15 protein-coding genes are annotated in these 14,941 nt (G+C 69.3%); 3 read left to right on the top strand and 12 right to left on the bottom strand.

All coding sequences use genetic code 11. The features are described from left to right. Nucleotides 1-13 precede the first annotated feature (13 nt). Both SFB74_RS18940 and SFB74_RS18935 read right to left on the bottom strand, forming a co-directional pair. Complete coding sequence (locus tag SFB74_RS18940; RefSeq protein WP_093202892.1) at nt 14-781, bottom strand: class II aldolase/adducin family protein; 768 nt, start codon at nt 779-781, stop codon at nt 14-16. A gap of 21 nt (nt 782-802) precedes the next feature. Then, nucleotides 803-1,393 (bottom strand): HD domain-containing protein, encoded by a 591-nt coding sequence (locus SFB74_RS18935; protein ID WP_432725783.1) that lies wholly within the window; start codon nt 1,391-1,393, stop codon nt 803-805. Nucleotides 1,394-1,531: 138 nt separating this feature from the next. On the opposite strand from SFB74_RS18935, the gene SFB74_RS18930 reads away from it, so the two are divergent. Further along, nucleotides 1,532-2,254, top strand: a complete 723-nt coding sequence (locus SFB74_RS18930) for a Crp/Fnr family transcriptional regulator (RefSeq protein ID WP_432725781.1) — start codon at nt 1,532-1,534, stop codon at nt 2,252-2,254. A 166-nt stretch (nt 2,255-2,420) separates the two neighbouring features. Beyond that, on the top strand, nt 2,421-3,116 hold the full coding sequence (locus SFB74_RS18925) for an alpha/beta hydrolase (protein WP_432725780.1): 696 nt from the start codon (nt 2,421-2,423) through the stop codon (nt 3,114-3,116). A gap of 25 nt (nt 3,117-3,141) precedes the next feature. Here the strand turns inward: SFB74_RS18925 and SFB74_RS18920 are convergent, their stop codons facing one another. Beyond that, nucleotides 3,142-4,686 carry an MFS transporter gene (locus SFB74_RS18920; protein ID WP_432725779.1) on the bottom strand — a complete coding sequence of 515 codons (1,545 nt, stop codon included), beginning with the start codon at nt 4,684-4,686 and terminating at the stop codon, nt 3,142-3,144. Nucleotides 4,687-4,689: 3 nt separating this feature from the next. Continuing rightward, on the bottom strand, nt 4,690-5,256 hold the full coding sequence (locus SFB74_RS18915) for a GNAT family N-acetyltransferase (protein ID WP_432725778.1): 567 nt from the start codon (nt 5,254-5,256) through the stop codon (nt 4,690-4,692). Nucleotides 5,257-5,333: 77 nt separating this feature from the next. Here SFB74_RS18915 and SFB74_RS18910 point away from each other — a divergent pair, with 77 nt between their 5' ends. Beyond that, on the top strand, nt 5,334-6,212 hold the full coding sequence (locus SFB74_RS18910; RefSeq protein ID WP_432725776.1) for a LysR family transcriptional regulator: 879 nt from the start codon (nt 5,334-5,336) through the stop codon (nt 6,210-6,212). Nucleotides 6,213-6,245: 33 nt separating this feature from the next. Here the strand turns inward: SFB74_RS18910 and SFB74_RS18905 are convergent, their stop codons facing one another. From SFB74_RS18905 to SFB74_RS18870, 8 genes are all read right to left on the bottom strand, one after another. Continuing rightward, the gene (locus SFB74_RS18905) at nt 6,246-7,418 is read right to left on the bottom strand and encodes an ABC transporter substrate-binding protein (RefSeq protein WP_432725774.1); all 1,173 of its coding nucleotides are present in this window, start codon (nt 7,416-7,418) and stop codon (nt 6,246-6,248) included. A 79-nt stretch (nt 7,419-7,497) separates the two neighbouring features. After that, a complete protein-coding gene (locus SFB74_RS18900; protein WP_432725773.1) occupies nt 7,498-9,927 on the bottom strand; it encodes an ATP-binding cassette domain-containing protein in 2,430 nt (809 codons plus the stop codon). Nucleotides 9,928-9,939: 12 nt separating this feature from the next. After that, the gene (locus SFB74_RS18895) at nt 9,940-10,350 is read right to left on the bottom strand and encodes a VOC family protein (protein WP_432725772.1); all 411 of its coding nucleotides are present in this window, start codon (nt 10,348-10,350) and stop codon (nt 9,940-9,942) included. A gap of 34 nt (nt 10,351-10,384) precedes the next feature. Continuing rightward, nucleotides 10,385-10,840 (bottom strand): helix-turn-helix transcriptional regulator, encoded by a 456-nt coding sequence (locus tag SFB74_RS18890; RefSeq protein ID WP_432725770.1) that lies wholly within the window; start codon nt 10,838-10,840, stop codon nt 10,385-10,387. A 76-nt stretch (nt 10,841-10,916) separates the two neighbouring features. After that, nucleotides 10,917-11,657, bottom strand: coding sequence for a tRNA (guanosine(46)-N7)-methyltransferase TrmB (gene trmB, locus SFB74_RS18885; RefSeq protein WP_432725769.1), 741 nt, complete (start codon nt 11,655-11,657; stop codon nt 10,917-10,919). After that, a complete protein-coding gene (gene gluQRS / locus SFB74_RS18880) occupies nt 11,657-12,619 on the bottom strand; it encodes a tRNA glutamyl-Q(34) synthetase GluQRS (RefSeq protein ID WP_432725768.1) in 963 nt (320 codons plus the stop codon). Before gluQRS ends, trmB begins: the two co-directional genes overlap by 1 nt. A 7-nt stretch (nt 12,620-12,626) precedes the next feature. Then, entirely contained in the window at nt 12,627-13,745 is a 1,119-nt protein-coding gene (locus tag SFB74_RS18875; RefSeq protein WP_432725767.1) for an NAD(P)/FAD-dependent oxidoreductase, read from the bottom strand. A gap of 149 nt (nt 13,746-13,894) precedes the next feature. Next, nucleotides 13,895-14,848: a LysR substrate-binding domain-containing protein gene (locus SFB74_RS18870; protein WP_432725766.1), complete on the bottom strand. Its 954-nt coding sequence runs from the start codon at nt 14,846-14,848 to the stop codon at nt 13,895-13,897. Between the last annotated feature and the right edge of the window lie 93 nt (nt 14,849-14,941).

Below are 14,941 nucleotides of genomic sequence, written 5' to 3'. Positions count from 1 at the left end.
ACCGACGAAGGTCTTATTGCTTGTAGCTGTCGTCGATGCGGTCGAGCTTGCGGATCAGCGACGGCCAGACGAACTGCCCGCCCATGCCGCCGGTCTGCACCTTCATGGCCTGGCCCACGCCTTCCACGATGCGCGGGTCCACGTGCGTGAGTTCACTGCCGCCGGATTGCGCCGCGATCTGGATCTGGCAGGTGGCCTCGAAGGTGTACATCGAAAGGAAGGCGTCGGCAATGGTCTTGCCGCAGGTCAGCAGGCCGTGGTTGCGCAGCATGAGGAAGTTGGCGTTGCCCATGTCGGCCTGCAGGCGCGGCTTCTCGTCGTCGCGGAAGGCCACGCCCTCGTAGTCGTGGTACGCCAGCGAGGCCAGCACGAAGGTCGACTGCTGGCTGATGGGCAGCACGCCGTTCTTCTGCGCGCTCACGGCGATGCCGGCGCGCGTGTGGGTGTGCAGCACGCACTGGATGTCTTCCCGCGCGGCGTGCACCGCGCTGTGGATCACGAAGCCCGCCGGGTTGACGGGGTAGGGCGAGTCGATGATCTTGTTGCACTGCTGGTCGACCTTGACCAGGCTCGACGCGGTGATCTCGTCGAACATCAGGCCGTAGGGGTTGATCAGGAAGTGGTGCTCCGGGCCGGGAATGCGCGCGCTGATGTGCGTGAAGACAAGGTCGCTCCAGCCGTGCAGCGCCACGAGGCGGTAGCAGGCGGCGAGGTCGACGCGAAGCTGCCACTCCTCGGCGGAGACGAGCTTCTGGATTTCGGGTTGGGCGAAGGCGTTCATGGGATTGGTCCTCGGATGGGGTCAGGTGGCCGCGGGCTCGGTGAGCGCGGCCTTGTAGATGCTCTGCTTGGGCTGCGCCATCACGCGGCGCAGCATGGGCTCGAATTCGCTGATGGGCAGTGTCTCGGCCTTGGGGTCGAAGGCGGGGTTGTCGTAGAGCGCGCAGAACTCGGCCGTGCGCTCGTAGTGCGGATGGCCCTTGAAGTTGTCGCGCATGTCGCGGTCCAGGCCGATGTGGTGGAAGAAGTAGTGGCCCTGGAAGATGCCGTGGTTCTGCACCATCCAGTGGTTGGCCTCGCTCACGAAGGGCTTCAGGATGGCCGCGGCGATGTCGGGGTGGTTGAAGCTGCCCAGCGTGTCGCCGATGTCGTGCAGCAGCGCGCACACCACGTATTCCTCGTCGCGGCCGTCGCGCAGCGCGCGGGTGGCGGTCTGCAGCGAGTGGGTGTAGCGGTCGACCGGGAAGCCGCCGTAGTCGCCCTCGAGGATCTGCAGGTGCCTGATCACGCGCGCGGGCAGGCCGCCCGCGAACTGCATGAATTCGCCACCGATCAGCTGCCAGTCTTCGCGCGTGCTTTCCTGCATGCTCTTGAAACTTGCGCGTGCGTTCATCGCCGGAGTCTCCGTTCTTGTGTCTTGTGGGGAGTTGGTCACTGTATGCCTGCGCTTGACCATCAACTGTCAAGAATTTGACAATGCGGGGTTCTGGTAAACCCCCGTTTCCCCGTCGTTCCTCCCTGTCCCTCCTTCATGGCCGCTTCCCCGAAACCGCGCATTTCCGCCGCGCACCGTGCCGCGCTGGAAGGCAACCCGTGGTTCACGAGCATGCCGCGCGCGCAGCGCGATGCGCTGGTGGCCGCGGCGGAACTTCATCACGTGCGGCGCGGCGCGATGGTGTTTCGCCAGGGCGATCCCATCCACGCCACGGACGGCGGCTTCTACGGGCTGATGGCGGGCACCATCAAGATCTCGTCGCTGCGCCAGGATGGCCGCGAAGCCATCCTCGCGGTGCTGGAGCCCGGCAACTGGTTCGGCGAGATCACGCTGATCGACGGCTCGCCGCGCACCCACGACGCCACCGCGCTCGAAGCGCTCGACCTGCTGGTGGTGCCGCCGGCAGCCTTCGTGCAGCTGATGCGCGACGTGGTGTTCTCCAACGCCATCGCCGCGATGCTGGCGGCGCGCGTGCGCATGCTCTACGGCCTCGCCGAAGACGCCACGCTGCGCAGCCTGCGCGCGCGCGTGGCGCACCGGCTGCTGGTGCTGGCGCGCGGCGATGCCACGCAGTCGGTGCTGCTGCGCCACGAGCTGCAACTGCCGCAGGAGGCACTGGCGATGATGCTCGGCGTGACGCGCCAGACGCTGTCGAAGGAGCTCAATGCGCTGGCCGCCGAAGGCGTGGTCGCGCTGGGCTACGGGCGCATCGAACTGCTTTCGCTCGAGGCGCTGCAAACCTTGGTACGCACCGGCTGAGCGAGCCTGCGATTGTTCTGCGTACCGTAAGGCTGCGGGCGTATAAGTGCGCGTCGGCCGAGGCCGGCCGACGGACTCCGCATCGGCGAGAACCGGAAAGAGCAGACGCCGATGCGGCCATGCATCCATTGCACGTCACATCACATCGCAGGAAGGCAATCGAATCATGAGCAACAAACCGACAGTCGTTCTGGTCCATGGTTTCTGGGGCGGCGCGGCCCACTGGACGAAAGTCATCGTCGAACTCTCGCGCAAGGGTCACAAGGGCATACGGGCGGTCGAACTGCCGCTGACCTCGCTGGCGGACGACGCCGAACGCTTGCGCAAGATGGTCGCGCAGGTCGGCGGCCCGGTGCTGCTGGTCGGCCACTCGTATGGCGGCGCCGTCATCACGCAGGCGGGCGACCTGCCCAACGTGGCGGGGCTGGTCTACATCGCGGCCTTCGCGCCCGACGCAGGCGAGAGCCCCGGCGGCATCACGCAGCAGCATCCGCCGGTGGCCGCGCCCAACCTCGCGCCGGACAGCGACGGCTACCTGTGGGTCGTGCCCGAGAAGTTCCACGAGAGCTTCTGCCAGGACCTCACACCCGACGAGGGCCTGGTGATGGGCGTGACGCAGAAGGCGCCGCTGGCCGGCACCTTCGGCGACACGATCACCGCGCCGGCATGGAAGAAGAAGCCGTCGTGGTATCAGATCTCCAGCGACGACCGCATGATCGCGCCGGCCAACCAGGAGCGCATGTCGGCGCGGCTGGGCGCGAAGAAGATCATCACGCTGGCGGCGAGCCATGCCTCGCTGGCGTCGAAGCCGGCCGAGGTGGCCGCGCTGATCGACGAGGCGGCGAGCGCCACCTCGGCCTGAGCAGCCTGGGCGCGGGTCGAACCGCTCAGGGCGCGCACTCCCCGGTGCGCGCCTGTTGCCCGAGCCGCCGTGTGCTGGAGCGCCGGCCCAGCGCCGCCACCGAGCACGCGGCCGCGATCACGATCAGCACGGCCACGGCCATCACCGCGAAGAAGGCCTTGTCGAACGCCGCGTGCGCGAGCGACACGAGTTGCGTCGCGACGTGCGCCGGCAGGCTTTCGGCCGCCAGCAGCGCGGCATCGATGCCGTCGCCGGCCGAGGCCGGCACCGCCAGCGTCTCGGGAATCGACAGCGCCGCCGTGTAGCTCGACGAGAGCACGCTGCCCAGCAGCGCGACGCCGAGCACGCCGCCCAGTTCGTACGACACCTCCTCGACCGACGCCGCCATGCCCGCGCGGTCTTCCGGCGCGTTGTTCATGATCGCGTTGGACGCCGCCGTCATGGTGGCGCCGACGCCCAGGCCCAGCAGCACCAGCACGGCCAGCTTCCAGATGCCCGACGCCTCGACCGCAAGCGCCAGCCCGCACAGCGCCAGCGCGGTGGTGGCGAGGCCCAGCACGATGATGCGGCGCGAGCCCGTGCGCGCCAGCAGCAGGCCCGCGACGGGGCCCGCCACGAAGGCGGCCAGCGGAATCGGCAGGATCGCCAGGCCCGCTTCCAGCGGCGAGAGGCCCGTCACCAGCTGCAGCCGCTGGCTGAACACCAGTTCGACGCCGACCAGTGCCACCGAGGCCACGATGGCCGCGATCACGCCGCCCGAGAAATGCGGGTTGCGGAACAGGCGGAACTCGATCAGCGGTGCCGCGCTGCGGCGCTGGCGTCGCACGAACAGCACCATCGCGATGACCGACAGCGTGCCCGTCGTCACGGCCGTGGTGGCCGACGGCGCGTACTTGGCGAATTCCTTGATCGACAGCACCAGGCAGACCAGCGCGGCCAGCACCTGCACCGATCCGATGAAGTCCCACGGCCTGCCGCCTGCCGCGCGCCGGGCGGGAAGCAGCCACAGGCCCAGCACCAGCGCGAGCACCACCACCGGCACGTTGATGAGGAAGACGGAGCCCCACCAGAAGTACTCGAGCAGCACGCCGCCGACCACCGGCCCGAGGGCCGCGCCGCCCGACGCGACGGACGCCCACACGCCGATGGCCACCGCGCGCTCGCGGTCGTCGGTGAAGGTGAGGCGGATGATGGCCAGCGTGGCCGGCATCATCATCGAGGCGCCCAGGCCCAGGAAGGCGCGCGCGGCGATGAGCGCGCCCGCGCCCGGCGCATAGGCCGCGCACAGCGAGGCAATGCCGAACACGGCCAGCCCCGCGATGAACATGCGCTTGTAGCCCACGCGGTCGCCCAGCGCGCCCATGCCCAGCAGGAAGCCGGAGACGACCACGGTGTAGGCGTTGATGATCCAGAGCTTCGCCGAGGACGAGGCCGCGAGGTCGTGCGTGAGCCTGGGCAGCGCGGTGTAGAGCACGGTCATGTCGACCACGATCAGCAGCAGCGCCATCGAGACGATGAGCAGCGTGATCCACTTTCGTGCGGTGTGCGTGGTGTTTGTGGTGTTCGTCATGGCTCAGGCCTCCAGTTCCTTGAGCATCGTGACCGACACGGGCGTGCAGCCGCGCGCCTCGAAGAAGCGGTGCGCGTCTTCGTTGCCGACGCCGCTTTCGAGGAACACGCGCCGGATGCCGCGCAGCCGCAGCTCGGCGCAGATCCAGTCGAACATCCGCGCGCCCACGCCGGCGCCCCGGCGGGACGCATCGACGACGAGGTCGTCGAGCGTGGCGAAAGCGCGGGAGGCCAGGCGGGTCTCGTCGATGGAGACGAAGGCGACGCCGGCCAGCGCGCTGTCGTTGCCGTCATTGCCGTCATGGGCGATCGCGATCAGCTCGTTCGATGTGGCGGCGGGGCGGGCGAGGGCGTGGCGCACCTCCGCACGAAGAACGTCGGGCAAGTCGCTGCGCCATTCGCCGATGGCGACGGCGCGCCGTCCCTGAAGCTCGGAGTGGGAGATGTAGCGCGGGCTCAGCTGCGCCATGAACAGCTCGACGATGGCCTGTTCGCGCGCGGGATCGTTGCACCACTCGATATGCAGCGGCGCCGTGGCGGTTTGTCTTTCGGAATCTCTGTTTCTCAGCATGACGCGCATGTTGCGTCATTAAAATGAATGGATAAAGATGAAATCAATCTGAAAAACAGATGGATAGGTGATGCCGCATGGAATGGACCGTCGATCAGCTCCGTCAGTTCGTGACTACCGCCGAATGCGGTTCTTTCTCGGCCGCCGCGCGCAAGCTGGGCAAGGCGCAGTCGGCGGTGAGCACCGCCATCGGCCTGCTCGAAGTCGACCTCGGCATCGCGCTCTTCGACCGCTCGCGCAGGAACGCGCAGCTGTCGGAGGCCGGGCAGGTGCTGCTGCTGGAAGCGCTCGAACTGCTGCGCCAGGCAGAGCAGCTCGACCAGCGCGCCCGCTCGCTGAACGCGGGCAACGAAGCGGCGCTGTCGCTCGCGCTCGACGAGGCGCTGCCGTACACCGCCATCGCCACGCTGATGCGCGAGATCTCGGTGAAGTTTCCGAGCCTCGAACTCACGCTGCTCAATGGCACCGCCACCGAAGTGGCCGACTACGTGGAGCAGGAGCGCGCCAGCGTCGCCTTTCATTTCGACAGGGGCCCGGTGCGCGCCAGCTTCGACCAGCGGCACATCGGCACCGTGCCGCAGGGCGTGTTCGTGGCGAACGGCCATCCGCTGGCGGACGGGCGCATCGTGCGCCGCAAGGACCTGGCCCGCCACCGGCAGCTGCTGATGCATGCCGACGACGTGCACGAGGTGGCCTACAGCCCCAGGGTCTGGCGCTCCGACAGCTTCTACAGCACGGCCGAAATGGTGGCCGACAAGCTCGGCTGGGCGGTGCTGCCCGTCAACATCGCGCACTACGAGGGTTTCAGGCAGGCGCTGCAGGAAGTGCCTTGCCCCTCGCTGGCGCTGCCGAGGCTGTCGGTGCGCATGCTGTGGCTGCAGGGGCGGGCCATCGGCGCGACGGCCGCCTACGTGCAGCAGCGCTTCACCGAGCTGCTGCGCGACGTGCCGGCCTGATCCGCCGGCGCCGAGCGCAAGGCTCCGGGTGTCCTAGCGCAGCACGCGCCCGTCGGCCGAGATGCTGATCAGGTCGATGTTGCGCACGCTGTCGCGCAGGCCCGGGCGCAGGTTGATGCGAAAGCCACCCACGTCGTAGTCGGTCATGCCCGCCATCACGCGCTGCAGGCTCGCGGTGTTGACGCCGCGGCCCGCGCGGCGCACTGCCTCGCCGGCGGCCTTGGCCGCGATGAAGCCCTCGAGGCCTTCGTATGAAGCGGTCTGGTCGGAGTTGTCCACGGCCGCGAGGTATTCCTTGACGATGGGAATGGCCGAAGGCCGCGGCGAGGGCACCACCTGCGAGATCACGATGCCGCCGATATCCTTGCCCAGCGCGGCGTAGAGCGGATCGATGCCGACGATGGAAAAAGCCATGAAGCTGCCCGCATAGCCGCTCTTGCGCAGCTTGCGGATGGCGTTGGCCGTGGTGCCCGAGAGCGACACCAGAACGATGGCCTGCGGCGACTGCTTCTGCACTTCCTTCAGTGCCGCGTCGAGCTTGTCGCCCGTGGCCGGCACCAGCGCGCTCGCAACCAGCGGCGTGAGCCGGAGTTCGCTGATGGCCTGCTCGACGGCAGCGAGGCCGGCGCGGCCCATGGCGTCGTCGTCGCCCACCAGCGCCACGCGCGTCTGCCCCACGGTGGCGCATTGCTTCACGATCTTCATGGCCTCGTCGATCATGCCGGGGCGCACGTGGAACACGTTCGGGTGGTCGGCGCCGCGCAGCGTGTCCGAGGCTGCGAAGGGCGCGAAGAGCAGGCTCCCCTGCTGGGTGGCGACGTTCGCGCCGGCCTCGCTGCTGGCCGTGCCGACGAAGCCGAAGAGCATGTCGGCCTTGTCGGTGGTGAGGAGGGTGCGCGCATTGGCGGCGGCACGCGCCGCGTCATAGCCGTCGTCGAGCTGCAGCAGCTTGAGCTGCAGGCCGGCGGCGGCATTTCGGTCGTTGAAGGCGCTCACCGCGAGGCGGCTGCCGGCGGCGAAGGCGGTGCCGATTTCCGAAGCACTGCCGGTCAGCGGCACCGATTGCCCCAGCAGCACGACACGAGCCCCGCCGGCCGCTGGCGCCCGCGCGGTCTGCGCCACGACGGAGTGGGTAACCCCGATGCCGCTTCCCAGCATCAGCGCGCCGCATGCCTTGCCCAACCATTCCCTGCGTGATGTGTTCATTGGACACTCTCTTTCACATTAGTAAAAAAGTGTAGCAATAACGGGGCCAGGGGAAAAGGCGGGTTGGCGAGCGGGGTAATCAGCCTCCTGCGACGTAGGCGGCGAGGTGCTCGCCGGTGAGCGTGGAGCGCGCGGCAACGAGGTCGGCCGGCGTGCCTTCGAAGACGACCCGGCCGCCGCCATGCCCCGCGCCGGGGCCGAGGTCGACGAGCCAGTCGGCATGCGCCATCACGGCCTGGTGGTGCTCGACCACGATGACCGACTTGCCCGAATCCACCAGCCGGTCGAGCAGGCCCAGCAGCTGCGCCACGTCGGCGAGGTGCAGGCCGGCGGTGGGCTCGTCGAGCACGTAGATGTCGCCCTTCTCGGCCATCTGCGTGGCCAGCTTGAGCCGCTGTCGCTCGCCACCCGAGAGCGTGGTGAGCGGCTGCCCGAGCCGCAGGTAGCCCAGCCCCACGTCGGCCAGCCGCTGCAGGATGGCGTGCGCGGCCGGCGTGCGCGCCTTGCCCTCGCCGAAGAAGGCCGAGGCCTCGTCCACCGGCATCGCCAGCACCTCGCTGATGTCGCGCCCGCCGAAGCGGTACGCCAGCACCGAGGCCTGGAAGCGCTTGCCGCCGCATTCCTCGCAGGTGGTGGCGACGCCGGCCATCATCGCGAGGTCGGTGTAGATCACTCCCGCGCCGTTGCAGGTGGGGCAGGCGCCCTCGGAGTTGGCGCTGAAGAGCGCCGGCTTCACGCCGTTGGCCTTCGCGAAGGCATTGCGGATCGGGTCGAGCAGCCCGGTGTAGGTGGCCGGGTTGCTGCGCCGCGAGCCGCGGATCGCGCCCTGGTCGATGCTCACGACGCCCGCGCCGGCCGGAATCGAACCGTGCACCAGCGAGCTCTTGCCCGAGCCCGCCACGCCCGTGACGACCGCGAGCACGCCGAGCGGGATGTCGACGTTCACCTTGCGCAGGTTGTGCGCCGTCGCGCCGCGGATCTCGAGCTTGCCGGTCGGCTTGCGCACCTTCTTCTTCAGCGTGGCCCGGTCGTCGAGGTGGCGGCCGGTGACCGTGCCGCTGGCGCGCAGCCCCTCGACGCTGCCCTCGAAGCACACGCTGCCGCCGGCCGTGCCCGCGCCCGGGCCGAGGTCGACGACATGGTCGGCAATGGCGATGACTTCCGGCTTGTGCTCCACCACCAGCACCGTATTGCCCTTGTCGCGCAGCCGCAGCAGAAGGCCGTTCATGCGCTGGATGTCGTGCGGATGCAGTCCGGTGGTGGGCTCGTCGAACACGTAGGTCACGTCGGTGAGCGAGGAGCCGAGGTGCCGGATCATCTTCGTGCGCTGCGCCTCGCCGCCCGAGAGCGTGCCCGCCGGCCGGTCGAGCGAGAGATATCCCAGCCCGATCTCCACGAAGGAGTCGAGGCTCGCCGCCAGCGCCTCCAGCAGCGGCGCCGCCGAAGGCTCCTTCAGGCCGCGCACCCAGGTTGCGAGGTCGCTGATCTGCATCGCGCAGGCGTCGGCGATGTTGATGCCCTTGACCTTCGACGAGCGCGCCGCCGCGCTGAGCCGCGTGCCGTCGCACTCGGGGCAGGTGGAGAAGGTCACCACGCGGTCGACGAAGGCGCGTACGTGCGGCTGCATCGCTTCCACGTCCTTCGAGAGAAACGACTTCTGGATCGTCGGGATCAGCCCCGCATAGGTGAGGTTGATGCCCTCGACCTTGATCTTCGTCGCCTCCTTGTAGAGCAGGTCGTGCAGCTCGTTCTTCGTGAACTTGCGGATCGGCTTGTCGGCGTCGAAGAAGCCGCAGCCCCGGAAGATGCGGCCGTACCAGCCGTCCATGCTGTAGCCGGGAATCTTGAGTGCGCCCTCGTTGAGCGACTTGCCGTCGTCGTAGAGCTGCGACAGGTCGAAGTCGGTGACGGAGCCCCGGCCCTCGCAGCGCGGGCACATGCCGCCGATGCGGTTGAAGGTTTCCTTCACGGTCTTGGTCTTCGCGCCGCGCTCGATGGTGATGGCGCCGGCCGCGCTGACCGATGGCACGTTGAAGGCGAACGCACCCGGCGGGCCGATGTGCGGCTTGCCCAGGCGGCTGAACAGGATGCGCAGCATCGCGTTGGCGTCGGTGGCGGTGCCCACCGTGGAGCGCGGGTCGGCGCCCATGCGTTGCTGGTCGACGATGATCGCGGTCGTCAGGCCGTCGAGCACGTCGACATCGGGCCGCGACAGCGTGGGCATGAAGCCCTGCACGAAGGCGCTGTAGGTCTCGTTGATGAGCCGCTGCGACTCGGCCGCGATGGTGCCGAACACCAGCGAGCTCTTGCCCGAGCCCGAGACGCCGGTGAACACCGTCAGCCTGCGCTTCGGGATCTCGATGCTGATGTCCTTCAGGTTGTTCTCGCGCGCGCCGTGCACGCGGATCATGTCGTGGCTGTCGGCGGCGTGCTGCGCGGAGGGCGCAGTCGTCGCTGCTTTCGCTGTCTTTGTCGCAGTCGTGGTCTTCCTTGCTGCCTTCGTGCTCATCGGTTCTCCGCCTCAGCGCTGTTGCTGGATGCGGATCATGCTGCCCGCGGGGTCGCGCACCGCGCAGTCGCGAACGCCGTAGGGCTGGTCGGTCGGCTCCTGGACGATTTCGGTGTCGCTGGCCTGCAGCTTCGCGAAGGTGCCTTCGAGGTCGGGCGTGGCCAGCAGGATGGCCGCGTAGGTGCCCTTGGCCATCATCTCGGCGATGGTGCGGCGCTCTTCGTCGGTGATGCCGGGGTATGCGGCCGGCGGAGCCAGCACGATGGACACGGCCGGCTGGCCGGCCGGGCCGACCGTGATCCAGCGCATGCCGCCGTAGCCGACGTCGTTGCGGACCTCGAAGCCGAGCAGGTCGCGGTAGAAGGCGAGCGAGGCTTCGGGGTCGTTGTGCGGAAGAAAACTGGCGTGGATGCTGAGGTTCATGGTGTCGTCCGGTCGTTGTGTTGTCGAGGAGCGCTCAGTCTAGATGTGGCTCCACCATCGGCGCTTCTCGATTCCTGATCGGTCGCGTGACCTGTTTTTCCACGCACGAGGGCATTCCCGCGGTCTGCAGCGCGGCCTGGCGCTTGTAGGCGCTGGGCGGCACGCCGACAAGCTCCGTGAAGCGCGTGCTGAAGGTGCCCAGCGACGAGCAGCCGACCTCGAAGCAGACGTCGGTGACGCTGAGATCTCCCCGGCGCAGCAGCGCCATCGCGCGCTCGATGCGCCGCGTCATCAGGTAGGAATAGGGAGACTCGCCATACGCGAGCTTGAACTGGCGGCTGAGGTGGCCCGCCGACATGTGCACGCCGAAGGCGAGGGCCTCGACGTCCAGGGGCTGGGCGTATTCGCGGTCGATGCGGTCGCGCACGCGGCGCAGCCGGGCCAGTTCGCGCAGGTGCAGTTGCTCGGCGTCGGGTTTGCTGCTGGTCATCCGCGGGATCGTGCCATGCCGCACCCGCTGGCTCAACCCGGCAGCCCCGACTGGTGGGGCGGCCGCGGGGAAAGGATCAGGCCTTGCGCTCGAACACCAGGTCCCACACCCCGTGGCCCAGCTTGATGCCGCGGTTCTCGAACTTGGTGAGTGGACGGTATTCGGGCTTGGGCGCGTAGCCCTCGGCGGTGTTGCGCAGCAGCGGCTCGGCAGCCAGCACCTCGAGCATCTGCTCGGCATAGGGCTGCCAGTCGGTGGCGCAGTGGATGTAGCCGCCGGGGCGCAGGTGCTGCGCGAGCTTGGTCACGAAGCCGGGCTGGATCAGCCGGCGCTTGTTGTGGCGCTTCTTGTGCCACGGGTCGGGAAAGAACACGTGCACGCCGGCCAGCGTGCCGGGCTGCAGCATGTGGTCGAGCACGTCGACGGCGTCGTGCGCGCAGATGCGGATGTTCGACAGCTGCTGCTCGCCGATGCGCTTGAGCAGCGCGCCCACGCCGGGCTCGTGCACCTCGCAGCAGAAGAAATTGGTGTCGGGCAGCACCGTCGCGATGTGCGCGGTGGCCTCGCCCATGCCGAAGCCGATTTCCAGCACGGTGGGGCCGGCGCGGCCGCCGAAGGCTGCGGTCAGGTCGATCGGCTCGGGCTTGTAGGGCACGAGGTACAGCGGGCCCAGCTCGGAGAAGGCGCGCGCCTGGCCCTCGGTGGTGCGGCCGCCGCGCTTGACGAAACTCTTGAGCCGGCGGTGCAGCGGATGGGGCTTGGAATCCTCATCGTCGCTGGGAGGGAGGTCGTTGGACACGGTATCGGAAAGATTCATCACTGCCGCGAATTGTAGAGATCGCGCCATTCGGGCACCCAGCCGGCCAGTGCCGCGGGGCATTCGGTGGCCGAGGCGGGCTGCAGGCCCAGCGCCCGTGCGGCGGCGTCCAGAGCGGCCAGCGCGGCGGCCGGGGTGTCGGTATCGATGGAGGTGGCGCCGTTCTGTTTCGACAGCTTGTCGCCGTCCGCGCCGCGCACCAGCGGCGTGTGCAGGTAGCTGGGCGTGGGAAAGCCCAGGGCGCGCTGCAGCAGGATCTGGCGCGCGGTGTTGTCCGTGAGGTCCTCGCCGCGCACCACGTCGGTCACGCCCTGTTCGGCGTCGTCGACCACCACCGCGAGCTGGTAGGCCCAGGGGCCGTCGGCGCGGCGCAGCACGAAGTCGCCGACCTCGCGGCTCACGTTCTGGCACTGGCGGCCCAGGCGACGGTCGACGAAGCACAGCTCGCCGCCGGCGGCTGCATCGTCGCCATCTTCCTCCCACGGCACGCCGGGCGTGGGCGGGAGGTCGGCCTCGAACTTTTCGGTGGCGAAGCGCCAGGCGCGCGCGGGCTTGCCATGCAGCCCGTCGCGGCAGGTGCCGGGGTAGACGCGCTCGCCGTGGCGCTCGTGCCGATGGCCGAGCCGCGCGAGCGCTTCGTTGATGTCCTTGCGCGAGCAGCCGCAGGGGTAGGCCAGCCCACGCGCCTTCAGCCGATCGAGCGCGGCCTCGTAGCGGTCGGTGCGCCGGGTCTGCCACACGGGGGGCTCGTCGGGCAGCAGGGCGCAGTATGCCAGCTGCTGGAGGATGTGCTCGCCCATGCCGGGCAGGCAGCGCTCGGTGTCGGCGTCCTCGATGCGAACCAGCCAGCGCGCCTGCGGCCCGCGCGCGCGCACGTCGAGCCAGCTCGCGAGCGCGGCCACCAGCGAGCCCGCGTGCAGCGGGCCGGTGGGCGAGGGCGCGAAGCGGCCGGTCTCCCTCATCTCCCGGTCAGATCACGTCGAGCGCGAGCGACAGGCCCGAGAGGAAGGCGTCTTCCACGCGATGGCCGGTGCACCAGTCGCCCGCGATGCCGATGCGGGCCTTGGCGTCCCAGAGGTGGGTGGTGCCCACGGGCACCTGCGTCTGGGCCTCGTTCCAGCAGATGGCCTGGGCGTGGGCCGGCGTGGCGTGGATGCCGGTGATTTCGGCGAAGGCGCGCAGCAGCTTGGCCTCCACGCGCGAGGGCGCGTCGCGCAGGTGCTCCTGCGACCAGGTCGCGCTGGCCTGCAGCGTCCAGCGTTCGATGGGCTCGCGCCCGGGCTTGGACGACTCGCGCGCCAGCCACGCCACGCGGTGGTGCGTGCTGCGCGCCGCGTTCCACTGCGGGCCGAGGTGCGACATGTTGGGCTGGTTGGCCTGGGGATAGGCGACCATCAGCGTCCAGCAGGGCGCGATGCTCACGGGTTCGATCTTGCGGGCAAGCGTGGCCGAGAGCTTGCCGCCGTTGCCCAGCAGCGCGCGGGCAGCGGCCGGCGGCACGGCCAGCAGCACGGCGTCGAAGCCCGAATACACATGCTGCGAATCGTCGGCACCGGAGGTGCGCAGCTGCCAGCGCTTCGCGTCGAGCGCATCCGGCTCGATCTGCGTGACGCGCGTGCCGGTGACGAGGCTGTCGCCCAGCGGCGCGGCCCAGCGGGTCACCAGCGAGTCCATGCCGGGTTGCGCCACCCAGTGCGGCTCCAGCGAGGGCAGGGCCGCCTCGGCCACGCGGCCATGGGCGTCGAGCACGCGCACGAGGTTGGCGCTCCAGCGCTTGCAGACGCCGGGCGCGTTTTCCAGCGCCAATGCAAAGCGCGGATCGCGCACGGTGAAATATTGGGCGCCGCTGTCGAAGCGGCCGAAGGCGGTGTCCACGCTCGCCATGCGTCCGCCGGCCGCGTCGTTGCGCTCGAACAGCGTGACCTTGTGGCCGGCCTGCACCAGAGTTCGCGCACAGGCCACCCCGGCGATGCCGGCGCCGACGACGGCGAAGTGGCGAGAGGGGCGCGGCTGGCCCGGGCCGGCTGGGGTTCGGTGACGGTCGGCGGCGGCCTTGGCCGGCTTCTTTGCAGTTGCGCGAGTGCTCATGACGGACTCTCTTCTTCTGGATGGAATGCGGATGGATGTGTCTGCACTCTACATCGGTCCGGCAGCCGCTTTGCCTGAGGGCACACCCTTAGCGGCGTTGCGCGATCCTGGGCAATACTCGTCGGCCCCGCAGATGAAGCGCGGTTGTCTCATCGCCCCCGATGGCGTTCGAGCAGCGCCCGCCGCGTGCCCTCGTGCTCGAACTGCGCAAGCCACCATTCGAGCGCTCGCCCCGGCTTGCCGGCGCTTCGCACCCGCCACGCACAGTGCAGCGACCCCAGCGGCGGCTTGCGCTCCGTCTTCAGCTCGACCAGGTGCCCGGCCTCGATGTACGGCCTGGCCATCGGCTCGGGCAGGAAGCCGCCGCCCAGCCCGTGCAGCTGCGCCGCGATCTTGGCCTGCATGCTCGGCACGGTGAGCACGTCCTGCCCGCCCACGAGATGCACCGTGAGGCCCGGCGCCTGTCGGGCCGAGTCGGCCGCCGCCACCGCGCGGTGCTGCCGCATCACCGTGTCGCTCAGTGGCTGCGTGATGCGCGCCAGCGGGTGGTGCGGCGCCACCGCGTAGACGAAGCTCAACTCGCCGATTGGCCGGCTGCGGATGCCGGTGGAGGTGAAGGCCAGGCTCGCGGCGTCGAGCACCGCGCCGATCGCAAGGTCGGCTTCGCCGGAGGTCAGGGCCTCGATGGTGCCCATCAGTGTTTCGTCGCGCAGCTTCAGCCGCGTCGGCGGCTCCAGCGCGAAGAAGGCGGTGGCGAGGTCGAGCAGCGGGTCGCGCGCGATCACGCTGTCGACCGCGATGGTCAGCATCGGCTCCCAGCCGGTGGCCACGCGCTTCACGCGGTTGGCCACCGCGTCGATCTCGCCCAGCAGCCGCTCGGCTTCGCGCAGCAGCTCGGCGCCAGCCTCGGTCATGCGGGCCTGGCGCGTGCTGCGGTCGAAAAGCAGCACGTCGAGGGCGTCCTCGATCTGGCGTACCCGGTAGCTCAGCGCGCTGGGCACCAGGTTCAGGGCACGCGCGGCGGCGGCGAAGCTGCCGGTGGCGGCCACGGTCTGGAGCATGGCGAGGGCGTCGGGGGTCAGCACGTCTCTGGGACTGGGCATGGAGGCTCCATTGATCAAAATATTTGAATGGTGCCATCAAACCGCGGCGTCTTTCCATAGGGCCACGCGGCCCAAAATTCTTCTCATCCGCTG

The sequence above is a fragment of the Variovorax xiamenensis genome (genome assembly GCF_050916385.1).
Classification (GTDB): Bacteria; Pseudomonadota; Gammaproteobacteria; order Burkholderiales; family Burkholderiaceae_C; genus Variovorax.
Note: the sequence above shows the minus strand (reverse complement) of the source record. Positions and strands in the feature narration are given on the sequence as shown.

Bases quoted from the DNA above. Each gene is read 5' to 3' on its own strand.
- SFB74_RS18935 (WP_432725783.1), bottom strand. From the start codon at position 1,393: ATGAACGCACGCGCAAGTTTCAAGAGCATGCAGGAAAGCACGCGCGAA.
- SFB74_RS18910 (WP_432725776.1), top strand. From the start codon at position 5,334: ATGGAATGGACCGTCGATCAGCTCCGTCAGTTCGTGACTACCGCCGAA.
- SFB74_RS18920 (WP_432725779.1), bottom strand. From the start codon at position 4,686: ATGACGAACACCACAAACACCACGCACACCGCACGAAAGTGGATCACG.
- SFB74_RS18925 (WP_432725780.1), top strand. From the start codon at position 2,421: ATGAGCAACAAACCGACAGTCGTTCTGGTCCATGGTTTCTGGGGCGGC.
- SFB74_RS18875 (WP_432725767.1), bottom strand. From the start codon at position 13,745: ATGAGCACTCGCGCAACTGCAAAGAAGCCGGCCAAGGCCGCCGCCGAC.
- gluQRS (WP_432725768.1), bottom strand. From the start codon at position 12,619: ATGAGGGAGACCGGCCGCTTCGCGCCCTCGCCCACCGGCCCGCTGCAC.
- SFB74_RS18900 (WP_432725773.1), bottom strand. From the start codon at position 9,927: ATGAGCACGAAGGCAGCAAGGAAGACCACGACTGCGACAAAGACAGCG.
- SFB74_RS18940 (WP_093202892.1), bottom strand. From the start codon at position 781: ATGAACGCCTTCGCCCAACCCGAAATCCAGAAGCTCGTCTCCGCCGAG.
- trmB (WP_432725769.1), bottom strand. From the start codon at position 11,657: ATGAATCTTTCCGATACCGTGTCCAACGACCTCCCTCCCAGCGACGAT.
- SFB74_RS18890 (WP_432725770.1), bottom strand. From the start codon at position 10,840: ATGACCAGCAGCAAACCCGACGCCGAGCAACTGCACCTGCGCGAACTG.
- SFB74_RS18915 (WP_432725778.1), bottom strand. From the start codon at position 5,256: ATGCTGAGAAACAGAGATTCCGAAAGACAAACCGCCACGGCGCCGCTG.
- SFB74_RS18905 (WP_432725774.1), bottom strand. From the start codon at position 7,418: ATGAACACATCACGCAGGGAATGGTTGGGCAAGGCATGCGGCGCGCTG.
- SFB74_RS18895 (WP_432725772.1), bottom strand. From the start codon at position 10,350: ATGAACCTCAGCATCCACGCCAGTTTTCTTCCGCACAACGACCCCGAA.
- SFB74_RS18930 (WP_432725781.1), top strand. From the start codon at position 1,532: ATGGCCGCTTCCCCGAAACCGCGCATTTCCGCCGCGCACCGTGCCGCG.
- SFB74_RS18870 (WP_432725766.1), bottom strand. From the start codon at position 14,848: ATGCCCAGTCCCAGAGACGTGCTGACCCCCGACGCCCTCGCCATGCTC.